Raw genomic sequence first — 17320 nt, 5'->3', positions numbered from 1 at the left:
GTGGCACGACTACTTCTCTTCGCCCTGCATACTCTTGCTGCGGTTCGCCGCATGCTTGACCCGTCGCTCAATGACATCAGGATGGTGCCTGGACAAGGCCACCACACCGATGATGGCCAGAATGCCGGCGACCAGCATGGCCAGGGATATCAGCACCGGCACATCCGGTCGGAGCTCCCCGAGGATGATCACGCCGATGGCAATGCCGATGATCGGGTCGATGACGGTCAGTCCAGCGATAACCAGATCGGGAGGGCCCTTGGCGTAGGCCTTCTGGACGAAATACGATCCGAGCAAACCGGCGACGACCACGGAGAGCCCGGCGAGCCACGGCAGATTGGACAGGCTTGCGTCCCCCAGATCCAGGACGGCCACTGCAATCATGCGCACGAGCACGGCGACGAATCCGAACAGGATTCCGGCGCCGACGATGTAGAAGAACGCTCCGAGCCGCTTGTGGAACACCACGGTGCATAGGGCCACCGCGGCCACGACGCAGGCAAGGATGAATTCAATCAGGTGTGCTTCGGCCTGCGTCATGCTCTGGTTGGTGTTGGTGACCATAATGGCCATGAGCACGAAACCAACCGAACCGGCCATGCAGCTGGCGATGGCCAATACGGTGGGCCGGTTCAGCGTCAGATCCGATTCCTTGGCGTTGACCAGGGCGGTGATGACCAACGCGATGGCGCCGACAGGCTGCACGACCGTCAACGGCGCATTCGCCAGCGCAAAAACATTCAACGCCATGCCCGAGACCATCAGGAGCAAACCGCTCATCCAGCGCCCATTGGAAACAAGCTTGCCGATGTTTCCGATCTTCAGATCGAGACCGCCCACGGAATTGCGCACGGCCATGGCTTGGAAGTGGGCTCCGAAAGCAAGGCAAAAGGCACTGCATAGTGCCGCTGTAATAGCGATCCAAACCATGTCAGTGCCTTTCTGGCCTAGTTGTTTTCATGCCGTGAGGCGTTGCGCGCGTCCGCCCTCGGCATCAAAGCCTAGGAGCGCTTGAAGAGCTTGCGGAGCACAACCGCCAGGGCGGTCGCTGAGCCTGCCGCCACGACGAAAGGCTTGGCCTTCTCCATACGTTCGGCAGCGGCTCTGTCGGACTCCGAAAGGTCTTCGCCCGAAGCGGAGGACGGGCGCACGAAGCTGCGAGCCTTGGCGGCCGCGTTGCTGACACGCTCACCGGTGCTCTCGGCGAAGTGGCGGACCTTGTCGACCTTGGCCAGCGGAACCTGGATGCTTTCTCCGAGATTGTCGCGCAGGGCCTGGATCTGGCGACGGCGGCGCTTGGTGCGCAGGATGAGCTCATCGGCACTCGGTGCCGGCGGCTTGGGCTCGCTGGACTTGGAGTCCTTGCCCTCGGCGTCTTCGGACTTCTTCTTCAACGGTTCATCCAGGGTGCTGACATCGAAGTTACTGCCGTCCTTGAGAACACCGATGTCGTGGCGGATGCCGCGAATCGCTGCCTCAGGCTTGAGCGGCATCGCCTTTTTGACCTTGCGGTATCCGACAAGCGCCAGAATTGCGGCAAGAACCAGGAAGAATCCCGCCAAAATCAAAGCTGCAGCCCAGCCTGGGAGCCAGATCGTCAGAACGTTGATCAAGGTGACCACGGCAGCGATACCGAACAGCAGGACAAGGACCAAGGCCGCGCCGGCCATGGCGCCAGCCATGCCCAGGCTGATGCCCTTGCTCTTAAGCAGGGTCGTCGCGAGCTTCAGTTCGTCCGAGATCTGCTGCGGAACAAGTTCCTTGAGGCCTTCGACTTGTGCCTTGGCACTCTTGACGCTCGACTTCAGACTTTCATCAGTCTGGGTCGATTCAGCTTCAGACATGGTTTCTCCATATTCTTGATCGCCGGATAACCGGTAGTACTCACGCTAGCACTCCAGTTGTCGCAGGCGACTCAGTCTTCAGGCGTAATACCCACGGCTCGATCTCATGCCACGGGTGTATCTGTTCTCGATCGAAAGTCTATCGCCTGAACCCGGTTGACTATAAGCGATGCAAAAATTTGTGCGCGCCCTGACCAGTACCTGAGCGCTTCTGCCCACGAAAATGAGAAAACCTCCCAATCACCAGAGGTGATTGGGAGGTTCTTTTCGCTCCTCCAACTGGACTTGAACCAGTAACCCTTCGATTAACAGTCGAATGCTCTGCCAATTGAGCTATGGAGGATTGCAACGAGATATACCTTATCACTGGCCAAGCCGGGTTTTCAAATCGGCAGCAGCCATGGGGTTGAGAGGCATCTTCCCGTTGATTTTCCGGGTTTCACCCCATGGCACCGAAAGTTTTTCCCGCGCTACCCTTCAACCTCGCCCTGTGATTTGAAGCATACTCTGCGAGCTCGATCAACTGGCGGGCAGACCGTTCCCAGGAATAATTTTCCGCGCGCTGCACCGCGCGTCGCGAAAATCGGCTCCATGTCGCGCTGTCCGCCAGCCGGCGCACCTGCGCCGCGAAGCCCTGGGGATCGTCGGGCGCAGCAAAGAGAGCAGCATCATCCGCGACTTCACGGAAAATCGGCATGTCGGTGGCGACTACCGGGGTTCCCATGCTCATGGCCTCGACCAGCGGCAGCCCATATCCTTCTTCACGCGACAAGGTCACCAAGGCGGTGCATTCTCCCAGCATTTCTTCGTACTTCTGGTCGCTGACGCCGTTGTGGAAGACGACTCTTGCACCCTCGGGGATCCGCTGCTCAAGTTCGCCGCGGCGCTGATCCGCGATGGCGCTCAACAGGTGCAGTTCGAAGTCGGGCAGGAACTCCATGCCTGCAAGCAGCGTCTCGACGTTTTTGTATTCCATGAATGAGCCCATGTACAGCAGGGTCTTCCTGGGTTCGGCAGTTTCCGAGCGCCGGGCAAAAGTTCCGCTGGGCGCATTCGAGACCAGCCCGATGTGCTTGCGCGTCAGGTTGTGTTCGCGCATCAGGGAAGCGGTCGTATTGGATACCGTGGCCACCGCATCTGCCCGGTTCAGGAGCCAGCGCTGCGGCCAGTACACCTGGTGGAACAGGTACCAGCCGAGCCGGATCGGCGCCGGCAGGAATTTCGGGGCATGGGGATGCGAGTAGTAGATCAAGTCGTGCAGGGTCAGGATCACCGGATATTTGCGCCCGAGCGTCCCCATGGTCTGCATCGGCGAGAACACGACATCGGGGTTCAGCTTGTTGACCCGCAGCGCTACCAGCGGCTCAAGTGGGCTGGTCGGGGACGACACCTTCAGGTAGGGCACGTCCGGCAGCATTGGCAGTTGCCGGGGATCATTGATCAGCATCGTGACCTCGGCAAGCTCGGAAGCCGCCGCAATCAGCCCTGCCGTGAAACGGCTGATCCCGTCATGGTGGGTAATGCGGGTGTATCGGGCATCGATAACGAGTTTCACGAGGTGAGTCGCCTTCGTCGTTGGCAGCGGTTGGAAGTTAAGCCTATCCGCTAGGTTCCAGGGACTTCTTCATCGACAGACGGATCCTGCGCATGCCGGCCAGCCTTGGAAAGCATCAGGTAGCATGCCAATCCCACAACGTTTGCCAGCACCCAAGCCCCCAATGCCGCGCGGATGCCGAAGACTGCGCCGATGCCTCCGCCCAGCAGGCCCCCGAGTGGCACGACGCCGAACGTGAACAATCGACGTGCGCTGGTAACGCGCCCAAGCAGCTGCTCAGGGGTAATCTCGGCTACCCACGCTGCCATTGCCACGTTGAACACCAGGAGCAGCATCCCCCACCCGGACGCTTGCGCGGCGAGCAGAATGACCGCCAGCGGCGGCGCGGCGAATCCCGCAGCGAGCACCAGACCCGACAAAACGACCTGCCCCGCGATAGTCGGCAGCGCGAGCTGGCTTGGCGTGAATTTTTCTGCCAACCGCGGAGCCAGCAGGGCACCCGCCAAGCCGGAAAGTCCGCCAAGTGCCGCATACAGTCCGAACCCCGTGGCACCCAGCCCCAGCTCATTGACGATGAAGAGGCCTTCAACGGCCGAACCGATCGCCAGTCCCAGATTGGAAAACGCGACACTCAAGGTCAGCGCCTTGAGCATCGGGCTGCCCCACACGTAGCGCATGCCGGCGGCGAAGGACCCTCGTTCAGATACGCTTCGCACGGTTTCAGCCCCCGCTGAATGAGCTGCTTCCTTCCCGCGGATGGCGCACGAGGTGCCGAATGCCGCAAGCAGCAAGGCCGCGGCGGCCGCCAGCAACGGCGGAGCGCCCAAAAGCGCGAACAGCGTTCCCGCGGCGGCCGGAATGATGATGCTCAATGCCTGATCGGCTGCGGCCAGCCGTGCAATGAGCCCGGCCATCGAGGTCCGCTCAATTGTCAGCGCGGGCGCCGCAGCGGCTTGGGACGTTTCGCTGAAAACATTGCAGAAGCCCAGAAGCGTCGCCAGGACCAGCCCCAGCGCGATACTCAGCGCGCCGGCAGCACTGAGGATCAGCAAACAACCCATGAGCCCGAATTTGGCGCCGAGTCCGAGCCGCAGGACTCGGAGCGGTCCGAGACGATCCACCACATATCCCGCCGGAAGCGTGGCCGCCACGAACGCCAACGTCCCCAGGGCGTTAAGCAAACCCATGTCGAATGCGTTGGCGGCCAAGGTGGAAATGAAGAGCAGCTCCACGGTGAATTCACCCAGAGTCCGGCCGGCGGCATCTGCGGCATTCGAGCGTAGCAGCATTCGTTGCGACTTGCGCAGATCAGCCATATGCCACCTCCCCTGGTTCTTGAAACCTACCAGTCAACATGCCATTTTCACTCCTACTTGCAAGTCAATCGATTAGCTCAAAGTTTCAAGCAACCCGATCCGGGGGAAATTGCTCCGCTAGGCTCCGCGACGCTACCGTGTCGCATTCGGAAACGTACAGGTCAAAGCGGCCAAAGATGGTCGGCGTTACCACAAACGCGCCCAATGGCATCAGCGTCATGAAACTTTCAATTTGAGTTACCCGGCTTGCATTAACTAAATATCTTATGTTCTTAATAGTTCTCGTTAGGTAAGCCTGACCATACATTCCCGCAAAGCTGAGGAGCATGCACTTGGGTACCCCATTGCCTTCCATGCAAAGAGCCACCGTCATTTCACGACTTCATGACAGCTCGCTGTTGTCTGCACAGACCGCGGCACAATTCGAAACCGAGTCGGCCCTCGTACTGAGTCACCTGGCCGTACAGCTATCCGGCATAGCCTCCCCCGCCACCGGTGCCAGCCCCGAGGAGCTCCGACCGGCAATCGAGGCCGTGGACCTCGATACTCCGCTGGGCAATCTCACCGATGCCCTGGAAGAGATCCAGCGGCTCTATCTGAGGGATGCGATCTATTTCCACGACACCCGTTACGCCGCCCACCTGAACTGCCCCGTGGCCATCCCCGCTGCGGCCATCGAGGCCATGGTCACCAGCGTGAATACCTCGATGGACACCTTCGACCAAAGCGCCGGGGCTACCCTGATCGAACGCAAGCTCGTTGACTGGACCTCCGGGCTCATCAGCTTCGACCCCCAGAAGGCTGACGGGATCTTCACTTCCGGCGGCACCCAATCCAACCTCCAGGCCATGCTGATCGCCCGGAACATTGCCACCGCCAAGCTGCGGGGTTCGCTGCCCCACCGCCTGTCGAAGCTCCGGATCTACTGCTCCGTCGATGCGCATTTCTCCATCCGCAACTCCGCCATGCTGCTCGGCCTGGGCGTCGAAGCCGCCGTTGCAATTCCCACCGACCCCCTGCACCGCATGGATCCCGCGGCCCTGCGCCGGCAGATCGAGGCAGACGTGCAGGCCGGGCTGCAACCGATGAGCATCAGCGCAACGGCGGGCACCACCGATTTCGGTGCCATCGATCCGCTGCCCGAACTGCGGAGCATCGCGTCGGAGCACGGGACCTGGCTGCATGTCGACGCCGCCTACGGCTGCGGGCTGCTGATCTCCCGGCGCCACCGCCACCGGCTGTCCGGCATCGAAACCGCGGACTCCGTCACGGTGGACTACCACAAGTCGTTTTTCCAGCCCATCGGATCCAGCGCGCTCATCCTGGCCCGCGGCCAGGATTTCGGCTCCATCGCCCACTACGCCGAGTACCTCAATCCGCGGTCCGAAGCGGCCGGCAGCGCCAATCAGGTGGACAAGTCCCTGCAGACCACGCGCCGTTTCGATGCCTTGAAACTATGGACCACGCTGCGCACGCTGGGCGCCGGAGAACTGGGCGACATGTTCGACCAGGTGATCGAGCTGGCGGAAATGGCCGAGCGCGAAGTGGCCTTGCGCGACGAGCTGCGGCTGGTCGCCCCGGTGCAGCTGAGCACCCTGGTGTTCGCCTTCGATGCCCCGCACGCCGCCTTGTCCCGGACGCAGAAGAACCAGCTCGCCGACCAGATCCGCCATCGGCTCTATGCCTCCGGCGAAGCCATGATCGCTGCCACCACCCACCACGGCGAGCGCCTGCTCAAGCTCACCCTGTTGAACCCGAACACCTCCCTGTCCGATATCAGCGCCATTCTCGACGCCATCTGCCGGGTAGGCCGCGAAGTACTCTCCGATCAGAAAGCTGGAATACCACTGTGAAGCATTTTGACGTCATCGCCATCGGTGCCGGCCCCTTCAATCTCGGTCTCGCCGCGCTGGCCGAGCCGCTGGAGCAGCTGAGCCTGGCCGTCTTCGAAGCCCGGGATACGATCAGCTGGCACCCCGGCATGATGCTGCCAGGCACCCACCTCCAGGTGCCCTTCATGGCGGATTTGGTCACCATGGCCGACCCCACCAGCCGGTTCTCCTTCCTGAACTACCTCAAGCAGCAGGGCCGGATCTACCCGTTCTACATCCGCGAAGACTTTTATGCGCTGCGCGCCGAGTACAGCAACTACCTTGCCTGGGCGGCCGAAGAACTCGACAGCGTCCATCTGGGCCATCGGGTCCTCGCGGTCGAGCATGCCGCGGGCCGCTACCGGGTTTCGGTGCTTACCGCCGGTGGCGTTGACGAATTCAGCTGCGACAAGCTGGTGCTCGGGACAGGTTCCCAGCCCTACCTCCCACCGGCGCTCGGCGAAGCCGCCGCGGCCAAGGCCGTCCATTCAAGCGACTACCTGCGCCATCGAGACCGCCTGCTGCAGCCGCGCACCTCACGTCCGAAGGTCACCACCGTGCTGGGCAGCGGGCAGAGTGCGGCGGAGATCTTCCTGGACCTGCTGCGCAGCCTGCCCGAGGAGGACCATCTCATCTGGGCAACGCGGTCGGAACGCTACTTCCCGTTGGAATACACCAAGTTGACCTTGGAGATGACCTCGCCGGAATACATCGACCATTTCCATGCGCTCCCGCAAAGTGCACGCGACAGGCTGGCCGCCGGGCAAAAGGGGCTCTACAAGGGCATCAATGCGGACCTGGTCAACGAGATCTACGACGAGCTCTACGAACGCAGCGTGGCAGGGCGCCCCAACGTGCATCTGCGCACCGGGTGCGCCGCCACCGACATCCAGTTGCGCCACGAAGGCCTGGCCGTGAAACTGCACCACAAATGCACGGCACGGGACTTGTCATTCGTGACCGACGAGCTGGTCCTGGCCACCGGCTACACGAGCCAGCTGCCGGATTTCCTGGCCGGCATCAGCACTCGGATCAACACCCTGCCCGACGGGCGGCTGGACGTGGACCGGGAGTACGGCATCGGTCCGGGCATTTTTGTGCAGAACGCGGAGCTGCACACCCACGGGTTCACCGCCCCGGATCTGGGTATGGGCGCCTACCGCAACTCGGTATTGCTCAACCGGATCATGCAGGGCACCGCCTACCCGGTGGAAGATCGCATCGCCTTCCAGCGCTTCGGCGCCGCTTCCCTCGACATCCTGCCCACTGCAACGGCCACCCACGCCTAGGAGCACCCATGACTTTTGAATTCCGTTCCGTCCGCCTGCCCGAAGACACCGAGCTGCTGCATTCCTGGATCGCCACCGAACACGCAGCGTTCTGGGGCATGCCGCACGCCACCGCCACGGAGATCGAGTCGGCCTACGCCGAGCTGCTGGGCACGCCGCGGTACCAGGTGCTGCTGGGCGTCGAGCACCAGGCCGCCCGCTTCCTGGTGGAACTCTACGATCCGCTGGCTTCCCCGCTGGCCGGCGCCTACCGCCATGTCCCCGGCGATCTAGGACTGCACTTCCTGGCCCCGGCAACCACTGCGCCCGAAGCAGGGTTCACCTACCGTGCACTGTCCGCCGCCGTGGAGCAAGGCTTCGCCGATCCGCGGGTGCAACGGATCATCGTGGAGCCGGACCTGCGCAACAAGTCGATCCAAGCGCTCAACGCCAAGGTGGGATTCAGGCCCTGCGGGCCGGTTCGGCTGGTGGAGGCAAACGGCGGCACCAAGCATGCGCTGCTGTCGATCATCACCCGCGCCGATTTCGAGCAAGCCACCGGCACGGTGCCAACCGGCACCGTGCTGTCCCCCGAACGCTGGGAACGCGCCAACCGCCATGTGCTGGCCAAGGCGCTGGGTGAATTCAGCCATGAACGGCTGCTGGAGCCTGCCGAGCACGGCGAGCGGTCGTACAGCCTGCACAAGGACGGGCACCGTTACCGGTTCACCGCCGGGAGGTACCGGATGAACCACTGGCTGGTGCAGCCGCAGTCGATCCGCCACGAACGCTGGGCCGATGGATCCTGGCAGCCGGCTCCGGTCGACGTGCTCGATTTCGTCACGCTTTACCGCAGTGAACTCACCCTGGGTGAAGCGCAGCTGCCCACCTATCTGGAAGAACTGTCCTCGACGCTCAGCAGCCACTGCTACAAGCAGCTGCAGGCTTCGCACTCCAGCGCGCAGCTGGCGCGGTTCGCCGGCACTGCAGCGCAGTCGTTCCAGCGGATCGAGGCCGCGATGACCGAAGGGCACCCCTGCTTCGTCGCCAACAACGGACGCATGGGACTGGGCCGCACCGACTTCCTGCGCTACGCCCCGGAGACCGGAACAGCGCTGCGCCTGGGCTGGGTCGCCGCCCATCGTTCGCGGGCCCATTTCAGCTCGCTCGATACCTTGGACTACGAGGGGCTGCTGGCCGCGGAGCTGAGTTCGGCCGAACGCGCGCGGCTGGACCGGAGGCTTCAGCATTCCTTGGACGGTACGGGCGGGAATCGGGAGGACTACATCCTGCTGCCGGTGCATCCATGGCAGTGGGAGAACAGGCTGTCCATCACCTTCGCCAACGACATCGCCGCCCGCCAGCTGATCTGGCTGGGCGCCAGCGCGGATCACTACCAGCCGCAGCAGTCCATCCGCACCTTCTTCAACGTGGACCACCCGGAACGGCACTACGTGAAGACGGCCATGTCGATCCTCAACATGGGTTTCATGCGCGGCCTGAGCGCCGAATACATGAAGGCCACCCCGGCGATCAACCAGTGGCTGGGCGAGCTGTTCGAGAAGGACCCGGTGCTGAGCACGCAGCCGGTGGCGCTGCTGCGCGAAATCGCCGCGGTGGGATACCGCAACCCGCAGTTCGAAGCCGCCACCGACGTCTCGGCGGCGCAACGCAAGATGCTTGCCGCCCTGTGGCGTGAATCCCCCATCGGCGCTCTGGCCGAGGGCGAGCGCCTGGCCACCATGGCCAGCCTGCTGCACGTTGACGACCAGGGCCGGTCGTTCGCCGCGGCGTTGATCCGCGGCAGCGGCCTGGACGCCGGGCAGTGGCTGGCAACCTACCTCGATGCGTACCTGGTTCCGCTGGTCCATTGCCTGGCGGCCTACGACCTGGTGTTCATGCCGCATGGCGAGAATGTCATCCTGGTGCTCAAGGACGGGGCGGTGCAGCGAGTGCTACTCAAGGATTTGGGCGAGGAGATTGCGGTGCTCTCCGACCGGGTTGAACTGCCCGAAGAGGTCCGCCGGGTACGCACCGGAGGCGATCCCGTGCTGTCGATCTTCACCGACGTGTTCGATTCGTTCTTCCGCTTCCTCGCGCCGCTGCTGGACGCCGAAAAGGTGCTGGGCGAGGACGACTTCTGGCGCATCGTCTCCGAGCGCCTGCTGGCCTACCGCAGCGGGCATCCGGACTTCGCCGAAGACTTCGACCGCTTGGGGCTGTTTGCCCAGGACTTTCCGCTTTCCTGCCTGAACCGTCTCCAGCTGCGCAACAACCAGCAGATGCTGAATCTTGCGGACCAGTCGGGCGGCCTGCTGTATGCCGGAGATCTGGAGAATCCGCTGGCATCGGCGCTCGTTGCCATGGAGTAGGATTTTTCCTTCTCCGCGGGCGCCGCGCCGGGAACGCCGTGCGTTCCGGTGCGGCGCCTACCCGATCCGGGCGGCGAGGGCCGCGACGCCTTCGCCTTCAAGCCGGTCGCAGGCTTCGCGCCGCCCGGCCATCGCCATCACCAGGTCCAGCAGGGTTCCACGCACCTGAGGGCCGGAACCGGCGGAGAAATCATCGTCCACCGCGGCCAGCGCCAGCCCCTTGGACAGAGTCTTGCTGTTCACCGCGAAATCCTTGGCCGCGAAAAATTCTGCGACCTCGCGCACCGCCGGGACAGAGGGGTCCAGGCGCAGTTTGTTCGGCCTGGCAATATCCTGCCCGTGCACCAGCACCTCGCCGAGCAGGCCCTGGCTGGATCCCAGCGGGGCGATGCGGCGGGTGCAGACCAGGCGATAGCGTTCCAGGGTCTGGGACCAGTCCCGCCCCAGCTGCCCGGCCAGCAGCCGCGCGTTATGCCGGTCGGTGTTGAACCCCGAGCGCGCCATATTCACCAGCCATCGCGGGGACGCGGTGGACCCGGCCGCGCTGAGGTGCGCGACCGCGTGCCGCACGTCCCAGTCCCCGCACAGCGTCGGCAGTTCCCATTGCCCGGGCTCCAGCGCCGCCAGCACGTTGTCCAGGCGCCGGCGTTCCTCATCGATCAACCGCCATCTGGCTGCGTTTTCCATGGCCCCAGCCTAGTTCGTTGTCGGGTTCTTCCGTCCGGAAAATTTGCGTGTTCCAGTCCCCTGTGGGAATCGCTTTTGCTTGAACAGGAAAAAACTTCACTACTAAGTATTGCTAGTTACTGCTACTTAGTTCTACTATCTACCTGTACTCAACATCGCTAAGTAGACAGGAGATGCCATGGGAACACAGATGACCGAAATGCTGAAAGGCACCCTCGAAGGCATTGTGCTGTCGATCCTCGCCGAACGCCCCGCGTACGGCTACGAAATCACCGCCGAACTTCGAGAACGCGGTTTCACCGATATCGCCGAAGGCACCATTTATGCACTGCTGATTCGCATTGAAACCAAGAAGCTCGTCGCGGTGGACAAGGTCCCCTCCGCCAAGGGGCCGCCGCGCAAGGTCTTCACCCTCAACGACGCAGGCCGGGCCCAGCTCAAGGACTTCTGGTCTACGTGGAACGAGCTGGTCAGCCGCATCGAAAACCTCCCCCACAACAGCAAAGGACGCTGAATCATGGCAGCCAAATGGATCGAAATGATGACCGGATCCCTGGAACAGAAAAAGCAGTACAAGCGCAATGTCGCACGGCTCCAGGAGCTGGCCTCCCCCTACAAGGAAACCACCGCCGCGCTGCAGCGCTACTTCCTCTACCAAGGCGGGGTCACGGACGGCGACATCCTGGTCGCCATGCTCGGCGACCTGGCCGATCTCTTCGAGGGCGCCGCCGCAGCCGGCACCCCGGTACGCGAAATCGTCGGTGAAAACCCGGTGGAGTTCGCCGAGGAATTCACCGCGGCCTATGGAGGCCAGCGCTGGATCGACAAGGAACGCACACGGCTGATCGAGGCAATCGACCAGGCCGAACGGAAGGAAGAAGGGCAGTAGCCATGCATGCAATCGAGGTCCACGGGCTGCACAAGTCCTACAAGGACCTGCACGTGCTGCGCGGCGTGGACCTGGTCGTTCAGCCCGGCAGCATCTACGCACTGCTCGGGTCCAACGGAGCGGGCAAGACCACGCTGGTCCAGATCCTGAGCACGTTGCTGTCCGCCGATGCGGGGCAGGTACTGGTCAACGGCTTCGACACCGCGACCCAGCCCCGCCAGGTGCGCGAGTCATTGAGCCTGACCGGGCAGTTCGCCGCCATTGACGGGGTGCTCACCGGTCGGGAAAACCTGCTCCTGCTCGCCAGGCTGCGTCGGCAACCCGATCCGGAGCGCGCAGCCGACGCGCTGCTCGAACGCTTCGACCTCACCGAAGCCGCATCGCGCCGGGCCTCGACCTATTCCGGGGGCATGCTCCGACGGCTTGACCTCGCCATGGGACTGGTCGGCGGCGCGCCGCTCGTGCTGCTGGACGAGCCGACCACCGGGCTGGATCCGCAATCCCGGATCCAGACCTGGAACATCATCCGGGAACTGGCCGCCTCCGGCACCACCGTCCTGCTGACCACCCAGTACCTGGACGAGGCCGAACAGCTGGCGGAGCGGATCGCCATCCTGCACGACGGCACCATCATCCAGGAAGGCACCCTGGCCGATCTGCGCAAGCTGCTGCCCCCGGCCACGATCGAACACGTTGCCAAGGAACCGACGCTGGAAGACATCTTCCTGAACCTCGTCGGTTCCGCCAGCACCCCGGAAGGAGCCACGTCATGAGCATCGCAGCCCTGCACGACTCCCGTCTTCTCACCGGTCGCTCCCTGCGCCACATTCTGCGCAGCCCCGACACCATCATCACCACCGCGATCACGCCGATCGCCATGATGCTGCTGTTCGTTTTCGTCTTCGGCGGGGCGATCAACACCGGAAGCAGCGAATCCTATGTGGACTACATGCTGCCGGGAATCCTGATCATCACCATTGCCTCGGGCGTCGCCTACACTTCCTACCGGTTGTTCCTGGACATGTCCGAAGGCATGATGCTCAGGCTCCGCTCCCTGCCCATCTCCAGGTCCAGCATGCTGTGGGGCCATGTGCTGACCTCGCTGGCGGCCAATGCCATCTCCCTGCTGCTGGTCATCGGCGTGGCCTTCCTTGCGGGCTTCCGCGCCCAGGCCTCCGTCCTGGACTGGCTGGCCGTCGCGGCCCTGCTGCTGGCCACGACCCTGGCGCTGACGTGGGTCGCGGTCATCGCCGGGCTCAGCGCCAAAACCGTGGACGGGGCCAGCGCGTTCAGCTACCCGCTGATCCTGCTGCCGTTCATCAGCTCGGCGTTCGTCCCCACCGATTCCATGCCCAAGGCCGTGGCCTGGTTCGCCGAGCACCAGCCAATCACCGCCATCGTCGATTCGCTGCGCTCGCTGCTGACCGGGAGCGGCGTGGATGCATCGATCTGGGTCTCCGCGGCCTGGCTGCTGGGCCTGCTCGCAGCGGCCTGGGGCATCTCCCTCTACGTCTTCGCACGCAAGACCCGCGGTTGACCCTGCAGGCCGCAAGCAGCGCCGGACAACGAACAGCCGCAGGATTGCATCCTGCGGCTGTTCGTGCGCTCTGGAACTACTTGGTGGCCCAGAGGCCCGACTCGTCCTTGAAGGACAGCGTTTCGGTAACGCGGATCTTGGCGTCCTCGACGGCTGCGGCCGGCACGTCGAAGGCCAGCTGGTAGGAGCCCTCGCCCCCGGCGGTCAGGGTCGGCACGTCCGTCGCCGGGTGCTCCGTCACCGCCATGTTGGTCGCAGTGCTGTAGATGCGCGCGTCGGAGCCGACCAGCTCGACCGTCAGGTCGATCCACGGGTCGCCTTCCTCGGCACCGTTGTACTCCGTAGCGAGGTCAACCAGCACGTACTGGCCTTCGGGCTTTTCGTTGAACGAATTCGCGGCGGCGATTTCCTTGTCGGCTTCCAGGTTCACCGCATCCACGCGGACCGTGTATTCTCCGATGGCGGCGGCCTGCCCCAGGCCCAGGGCCTGCGCAGGATCCTGCGCCTGTTCCAGCACCTCTTCCGAGGCGGCGACTTCGCCGTCGCCGGCATCCTCGATGGCCGCCGACAACCCGTCCAACGCCTTCACGTAGGCGGCCTGGGTCACGAACACGAGCACGATGGCGACAACGGCAATGATGCTCGAGGCGACGCCCAGCCCCTTGCCGCCGTTCTTCTTCGACGCGATGGCCAGCGAGACGACGCCGAGGACCAGGGCGATGAAGCCCAGCACCGCGGCGAAGTTGTTGACGATCGGCACCCAGCACAGGCACAGTGCAACGATGCCGATGACCAGGGCGGCGACGCCCAGGCCCTTGCCGGCCGACGACTTCGCGACCGGGGCGGGAGCCGGTGCCGGCATCTGGTGGCCGGGGTCCAGCTGATTTCCAACAGACATGAATGATTCCTCGAGTGATGATGGTGCGCCCAGCGCACCGGGTTTCGGCAGCGGCGGGAAATGTTGTACTCCTGTGTGCCGAGGTCTGGAACGACCTGGACTTCATCATGCCAAGGGCGACCGACACTATGGCCCGCTGCCGGCCTGCCGTCCCTGCCCCCTAGCCAGGGCACGCGGTCCCGGTGCAGAATGCGGATATGGGCAACATGACGGATCGTCCCCATGGACTGGAGACCCTGCGCTACGTGCGGCTGATGCTTTTGGTCGTGCCGCTGCTGCTGATCATTGCGATTCTCGTCTACGCGGTGGTGAATCATCGGATCGAGGACTCGATCAGCTCCTACTACCTGGGGCCGGCCCGGGACCTTTTCGTCGCCATGGTGGTCAGCACCGGCATCCTGCTGGTGGTGTATTCCGGTCCGCCGGTGGAGGACCTGGCCCTGAACCTGGCGGGGTTCTACGCCATGTTCGTCGCGCTGGTTCCCACCCGTTTCGAGGCCTCGCTGGCCCTGCTCGATGAGGCGGGGCGAACACGTTCCATCCTGTCCGTGCGCGTGGCCATCATCGCCGTACTCGTCGTCACGGCCGTCTTCGCCTATCTGGGGTGGAGGACCATGCGCTGGCCGGGCCCCGAGTTGCTGGGCACGCCGCGGCGGCGGTTCCTGATGATCCTGTGTGCAGTGTTGCTGGCAGTCTTCCTGCTGCTGGTGCTCTGGCGGGTTGTCGAGGGCACGTACTTCGCCGGCGTCCATGTCACCGCCGCGTTCCTGCTGGTCTGCTCGATGGCCCTGGCGATCGCCAGCCATCTGGGCGCCGGCGGCCTGTGCGAGCACGACACCAGCGGCGGACGGCGGATCCACTATGCAGGGATCCTGTGGCTGATGGGGGCGGGTCTGGCCGCCTGGCCGGTGCTCGCATGGCTGGGTGTGCGGCAGGCGGTGTTCATCGTCGAATGGTTCCAGATCGGGCTCTTCGCCTACTTCTGGTACCTGGAATCCCGCAGGCTCTGGGAGCACTGATTTCCGGCGAAACAAAAATCTCCCAACCGTATGAAACGGCTGGGAGATTTTCCTTGGCTCCTCCAACTGGACTTGAACCAGTAACCCTTCGATTAACAGTCGAATGCTCTGCCAATTGAGCTATGGAGGATTGCAACGAGATATAACTTTACCCGAGGTTTTCCCGAATGCAAAATCGGCGCGCTAGGTTCCCCGAAGGATCCGCCGGCGCATCTCCAGCTCCATCAATTCCTTATTGACCTGTGAATATTCCTCGCCATCCGGGTCCATTTCGGCGCGCTGCAGCCGGCCGATCAACTCCGCCTTGCGATGTGTGATTTGAAGCTCAATCAAGCCGTTGATGATGTCCGAGCAGTACCGGTTCAGGTTGTGCTCGTCCAGCGCCGGAATGACGGTCACCGCGAGCTCCGAAACGAAGCTGCGCAGCTGCTCGGGCACCTCCTCGCGGATGACTTCCACCCAGGAAGCGGCCGAGGAGCCAGCGGTGGAGGCGGCGACGATCCCGTCATGCACCGCGGCGTGGGCCGGGGCCATGAAGCGCGATTCGTAGAAGGCCTGCCACTGCTCGTCGGCCAGTCGCTGCGGCTGCTGGATGACCACTTCCAGCGCCTGCCGTTCCAGCCGCATCACCGGGTCGCGCTGGTCCGGGCGCTCGAAGGCAAGGGCGTTCGGGGTGCCCTGGGACTGGGCCTGTGCCTGGGGCTGCGCGGGCGGGGTGTTGCGCGGCAGCTTGGCCCGCTTGATGGACGCGGCCACCGAACGGTTGACGTCCTCGTTGTTCATGCCCAGCCAGCCGGCCAGCTCGCGGGCATAGGCCGGGCGGATGGCCGAATCGCGGATCGCCGCGACAATCGGCGCGGTCTGGCGCAGGGCCTGGACCCGCCCTTCCACGGTGTCCAGGTTGAACTTCTTCAACTCGGCGCGGATGGCGAATTCGAACAGCGGCCGCTTGTTCGCAATGAGCTCGCGCACCGCCTCGTCGCCCCGGTGCAGGCGCAGATCGCAGGGGTCGACCCCGGTCGGCTCCACGCACACGTAGGTCTGGGCGATGAAGCGCTGGTCCTCCTCGAACGCGCGCAGCGCCGCCTTCTGGCCCGCCTCGTCGCCGTCGAAGGTGAAAATCACCTCGCCGCCGGTGCCGTCGTCCTGCAGCAGACGGCGCGAAATCTTGATGTGGTCGGTGCCGAAGGCGGTGCCACAGGTGGCCACCGCGGTGGTGATGCCGGCCAGGTGGCAGGCCATGACGTCGGTGTAGCCTTCCACCACCACGATCTGCCGCCCCTTGGAGATCTGCTTCTTGGCCAGGTCCAGGCCGTAGAGCACCTGGGACTTCTTGTAGAGCTGGGTTTCCGGGGTGTTCAGGTATTTCGGGCCCTGGTCGTCCTCGTAGAGCTTGCGCGCGCCGAAGCCGATGGTGGCCCCGGACAGGTCGCGGATCGGCCACACCACCCGGCCGCGGAAGCGGTCGTAGATCCCGCGGTTGCCCTCGGAGAACATGCCGGTGAGCTTCAGCTCCTCGTCCACGAAGCCGCGGCTGCGCAGGTGCTTGAGCAGCCCGTCCCAGCCCTTGGGCGCGTAGCCCACCGAGAAGTGCGCCACCGCCTCGGCGTCGAAGCCGCGGCCGGTGAGGAACTCGCGCGCCGCCGCGCCCTCGCCGGTTTCCAGCTGGGTGCGGAAGAATTCCTCGGCGACCTTGTGCGCATCGACCAGGCGCTGGCGCTTGCCGTAGTCCTCGCGGCGCGGGCCCGGGCCGCCGTCCTCGTAATGCAGCTCGTAGTTGATGCGGGCGGCCAGCAGCTCCACGGTTTCGGTGAAGGAGGAGTGGTCCATTTTCTGGATGAAGGCGATGACGTCGCCGGATTCGCCGCAGCCGAAGCAGTGGAAGGTGCCCAGCTGCGGGCGAATGTGGAAGGAGGGGCTGCGCTCGTCGTGGAACGGGCACAGGCCCTTGAAGGATCCGATGCCCGCGGATTTGAGCGTGACATAGGATTCGACGACCTCGCGCAGGTCGGTGCGGTTGCGCACCTCGTCGATGTCTTCGCGCTTGATCAGCCCTGCCATGAT

Annotated in this window: 15 protein-coding genes and 2 tRNA genes; 8 read left to right on the top strand and 9 right to left on the bottom strand. The window is 63.9% G+C overall.

What is annotated here, in order from left to right; translation table 11 throughout:
- Positions 1 to 9 precede the first annotated feature (9 nt).
- The 5 genes from JQN66_RS04895 to JQN66_RS04875 all read right to left on the bottom strand — a co-directional run bounded on the left by JQN66_RS04895 (position 10) and on the right by JQN66_RS04875 (position 4715).
- Entirely contained in the window at positions 10 to 930 is a 921-nt protein-coding gene (locus tag JQN66_RS04895; RefSeq protein WP_204676870.1) for a DMT family transporter, read from the bottom strand.
- Between the two features lie 71 nt (positions 931 to 1001).
- Complete coding sequence (locus JQN66_RS04890) at positions 1002 to 1844, bottom strand: phage holin family protein (RefSeq protein ID WP_204676869.1); 843 nt, start codon at positions 1842 to 1844, stop codon at positions 1002 to 1004.
- A 270-nt stretch (positions 1845 to 2114) separates the two neighbouring features.
- Positions 2115 to 2187 (bottom strand) — tRNA-Asn (locus JQN66_RS04885).
- 96 nt (positions 2188 to 2283) lie between these two features.
- Positions 2284 to 3399, bottom strand: coding sequence for a glycosyltransferase family 4 protein (locus JQN66_RS04880; protein WP_204676868.1), 1116 nt, complete (start codon positions 3397 to 3399; stop codon positions 2284 to 2286).
- 50 nt (positions 3400 to 3449) lie between these two features.
- Positions 3450 to 4715 (bottom strand): MFS transporter, encoded by a 1266-nt coding sequence (locus JQN66_RS04875; RefSeq protein ID WP_204676867.1) that lies wholly within the window; start codon positions 4713 to 4715, stop codon positions 3450 to 3452.
- A gap of 398 nt (positions 4716 to 5113) precedes the next feature.
- Between JQN66_RS04875 and JQN66_RS04870 the strand changes: the two genes are divergently transcribed.
- From JQN66_RS04870 to JQN66_RS04860, 3 genes are read left to right on the top strand one after another with little or no spacing between them, the layout of a single operon-like run.
- Positions 5114 to 6568, top strand: coding sequence for a pyridoxal phosphate-dependent decarboxylase family protein (locus JQN66_RS04870; protein WP_239464143.1), 1455 nt, complete (start codon positions 5114 to 5116; stop codon positions 6566 to 6568).
- Complete coding sequence (locus JQN66_RS04865) at positions 6565 to 7875, top strand: lysine N(6)-hydroxylase/L-ornithine N(5)-oxygenase family protein (protein ID WP_204676865.1); 1311 nt, start codon at positions 6565 to 6567, stop codon at positions 7873 to 7875. Before JQN66_RS04870 ends, JQN66_RS04865 begins: the two co-directional genes overlap by 4 nt.
- 8 nt (positions 7876 to 7883) lie before the next feature.
- Entirely contained in the window at positions 7884 to 10226 is a 2343-nt protein-coding gene (locus JQN66_RS04860; protein WP_204676864.1) for a GNAT family N-acetyltransferase, read from the top strand.
- Positions 10227 to 10283: 57 nt separating this feature from the next.
- On the opposite strand, the gene JQN66_RS04855 is transcribed toward JQN66_RS04860, so the two are convergent.
- Positions 10284 to 10913, bottom strand: coding sequence for a maleylpyruvate isomerase family mycothiol-dependent enzyme (locus tag JQN66_RS04855; RefSeq protein ID WP_204676863.1), 630 nt, complete (start codon positions 10911 to 10913; stop codon positions 10284 to 10286).
- A gap of 178 nt (positions 10914 to 11091) precedes the next feature.
- On the opposite strand from JQN66_RS04855, the gene JQN66_RS04850 reads away from it, so the two are divergent.
- Genes JQN66_RS04850 through JQN66_RS04835 form a run of 4 tightly spaced genes read left to right on the top strand, consistent with a single transcriptional unit; the run spans position 11092 to position 13339 of the window.
- Complete coding sequence (locus JQN66_RS04850) at positions 11092 to 11427, top strand: PadR family transcriptional regulator (RefSeq protein WP_204676862.1); 336 nt, start codon at positions 11092 to 11094, stop codon at positions 11425 to 11427.
- A gap of 3 nt (positions 11428 to 11430) precedes the next feature.
- Positions 11431 to 11802 (top strand): DUF1048 domain-containing protein, encoded by a 372-nt coding sequence (locus JQN66_RS04845; RefSeq protein ID WP_204676861.1) that lies wholly within the window; start codon positions 11431 to 11433, stop codon positions 11800 to 11802.
- Between the two features lie 2 nt (positions 11803 to 11804).
- On the top strand, positions 11805 to 12575 hold the full coding sequence (locus JQN66_RS04840; protein ID WP_204676860.1) for an ABC transporter ATP-binding protein: 771 nt from the start codon (positions 11805 to 11807) through the stop codon (positions 12573 to 12575).
- Complete coding sequence (locus JQN66_RS04835; RefSeq protein WP_275439070.1) at positions 12572 to 13339, top strand: ABC transporter permease; 768 nt, start codon at positions 12572 to 12574, stop codon at positions 13337 to 13339. The genes JQN66_RS04840 and JQN66_RS04835 overlap by 4 nt, the downstream gene beginning before the upstream one ends.
- 76 nt (positions 13340 to 13415) lie before the next feature.
- Here JQN66_RS04835 and JQN66_RS04830 read toward each other — a convergent pair whose 3' ends face one another.
- Positions 13416 to 14237, bottom strand: coding sequence for a DUF4190 domain-containing protein (locus JQN66_RS04830; RefSeq protein ID WP_204676859.1), 822 nt, complete (start codon positions 14235 to 14237; stop codon positions 13416 to 13418).
- A gap of 197 nt (positions 14238 to 14434) precedes the next feature.
- Here JQN66_RS04830 and JQN66_RS04825 point away from each other — a divergent pair, with 197 nt between their 5' ends.
- Positions 14435 to 15256, top strand: coding sequence for a hypothetical protein (locus tag JQN66_RS04825; protein WP_204676858.1), 822 nt, complete (start codon positions 14435 to 14437; stop codon positions 15254 to 15256).
- 54 nt (positions 15257 to 15310) lie between these two features.
- On the opposite strand, the gene JQN66_RS04820 is transcribed toward JQN66_RS04825, so the two are convergent.
- Together JQN66_RS04820 and dnaG are read right to left on the bottom strand one after the other, a co-directional pair.
- Positions 15311 to 15386 (bottom strand) — tRNA-Asn (locus tag JQN66_RS04820).
- A 53-nt stretch (positions 15387 to 15439) separates the two neighbouring features.
- Positions 15440 to 17317: a DNA primase gene (gene dnaG, locus JQN66_RS04815; RefSeq protein WP_204676857.1), complete on the bottom strand. Its 1878-nt coding sequence runs from the start codon at positions 17315 to 17317 to the stop codon at positions 15440 to 15442.
- Positions 17318 to 17320: the final 3 nt, after the last annotated feature.

This window comes from Glutamicibacter protophormiae, from assembly GCF_016894325.1.
Lineage (GTDB): Bacteria > Actinomycetota > Actinomycetes > Actinomycetales > Micrococcaceae > Glutamicibacter > Glutamicibacter protophormiae.
This window is presented reverse-complemented; position numbering and strand designations above follow the sequence as displayed.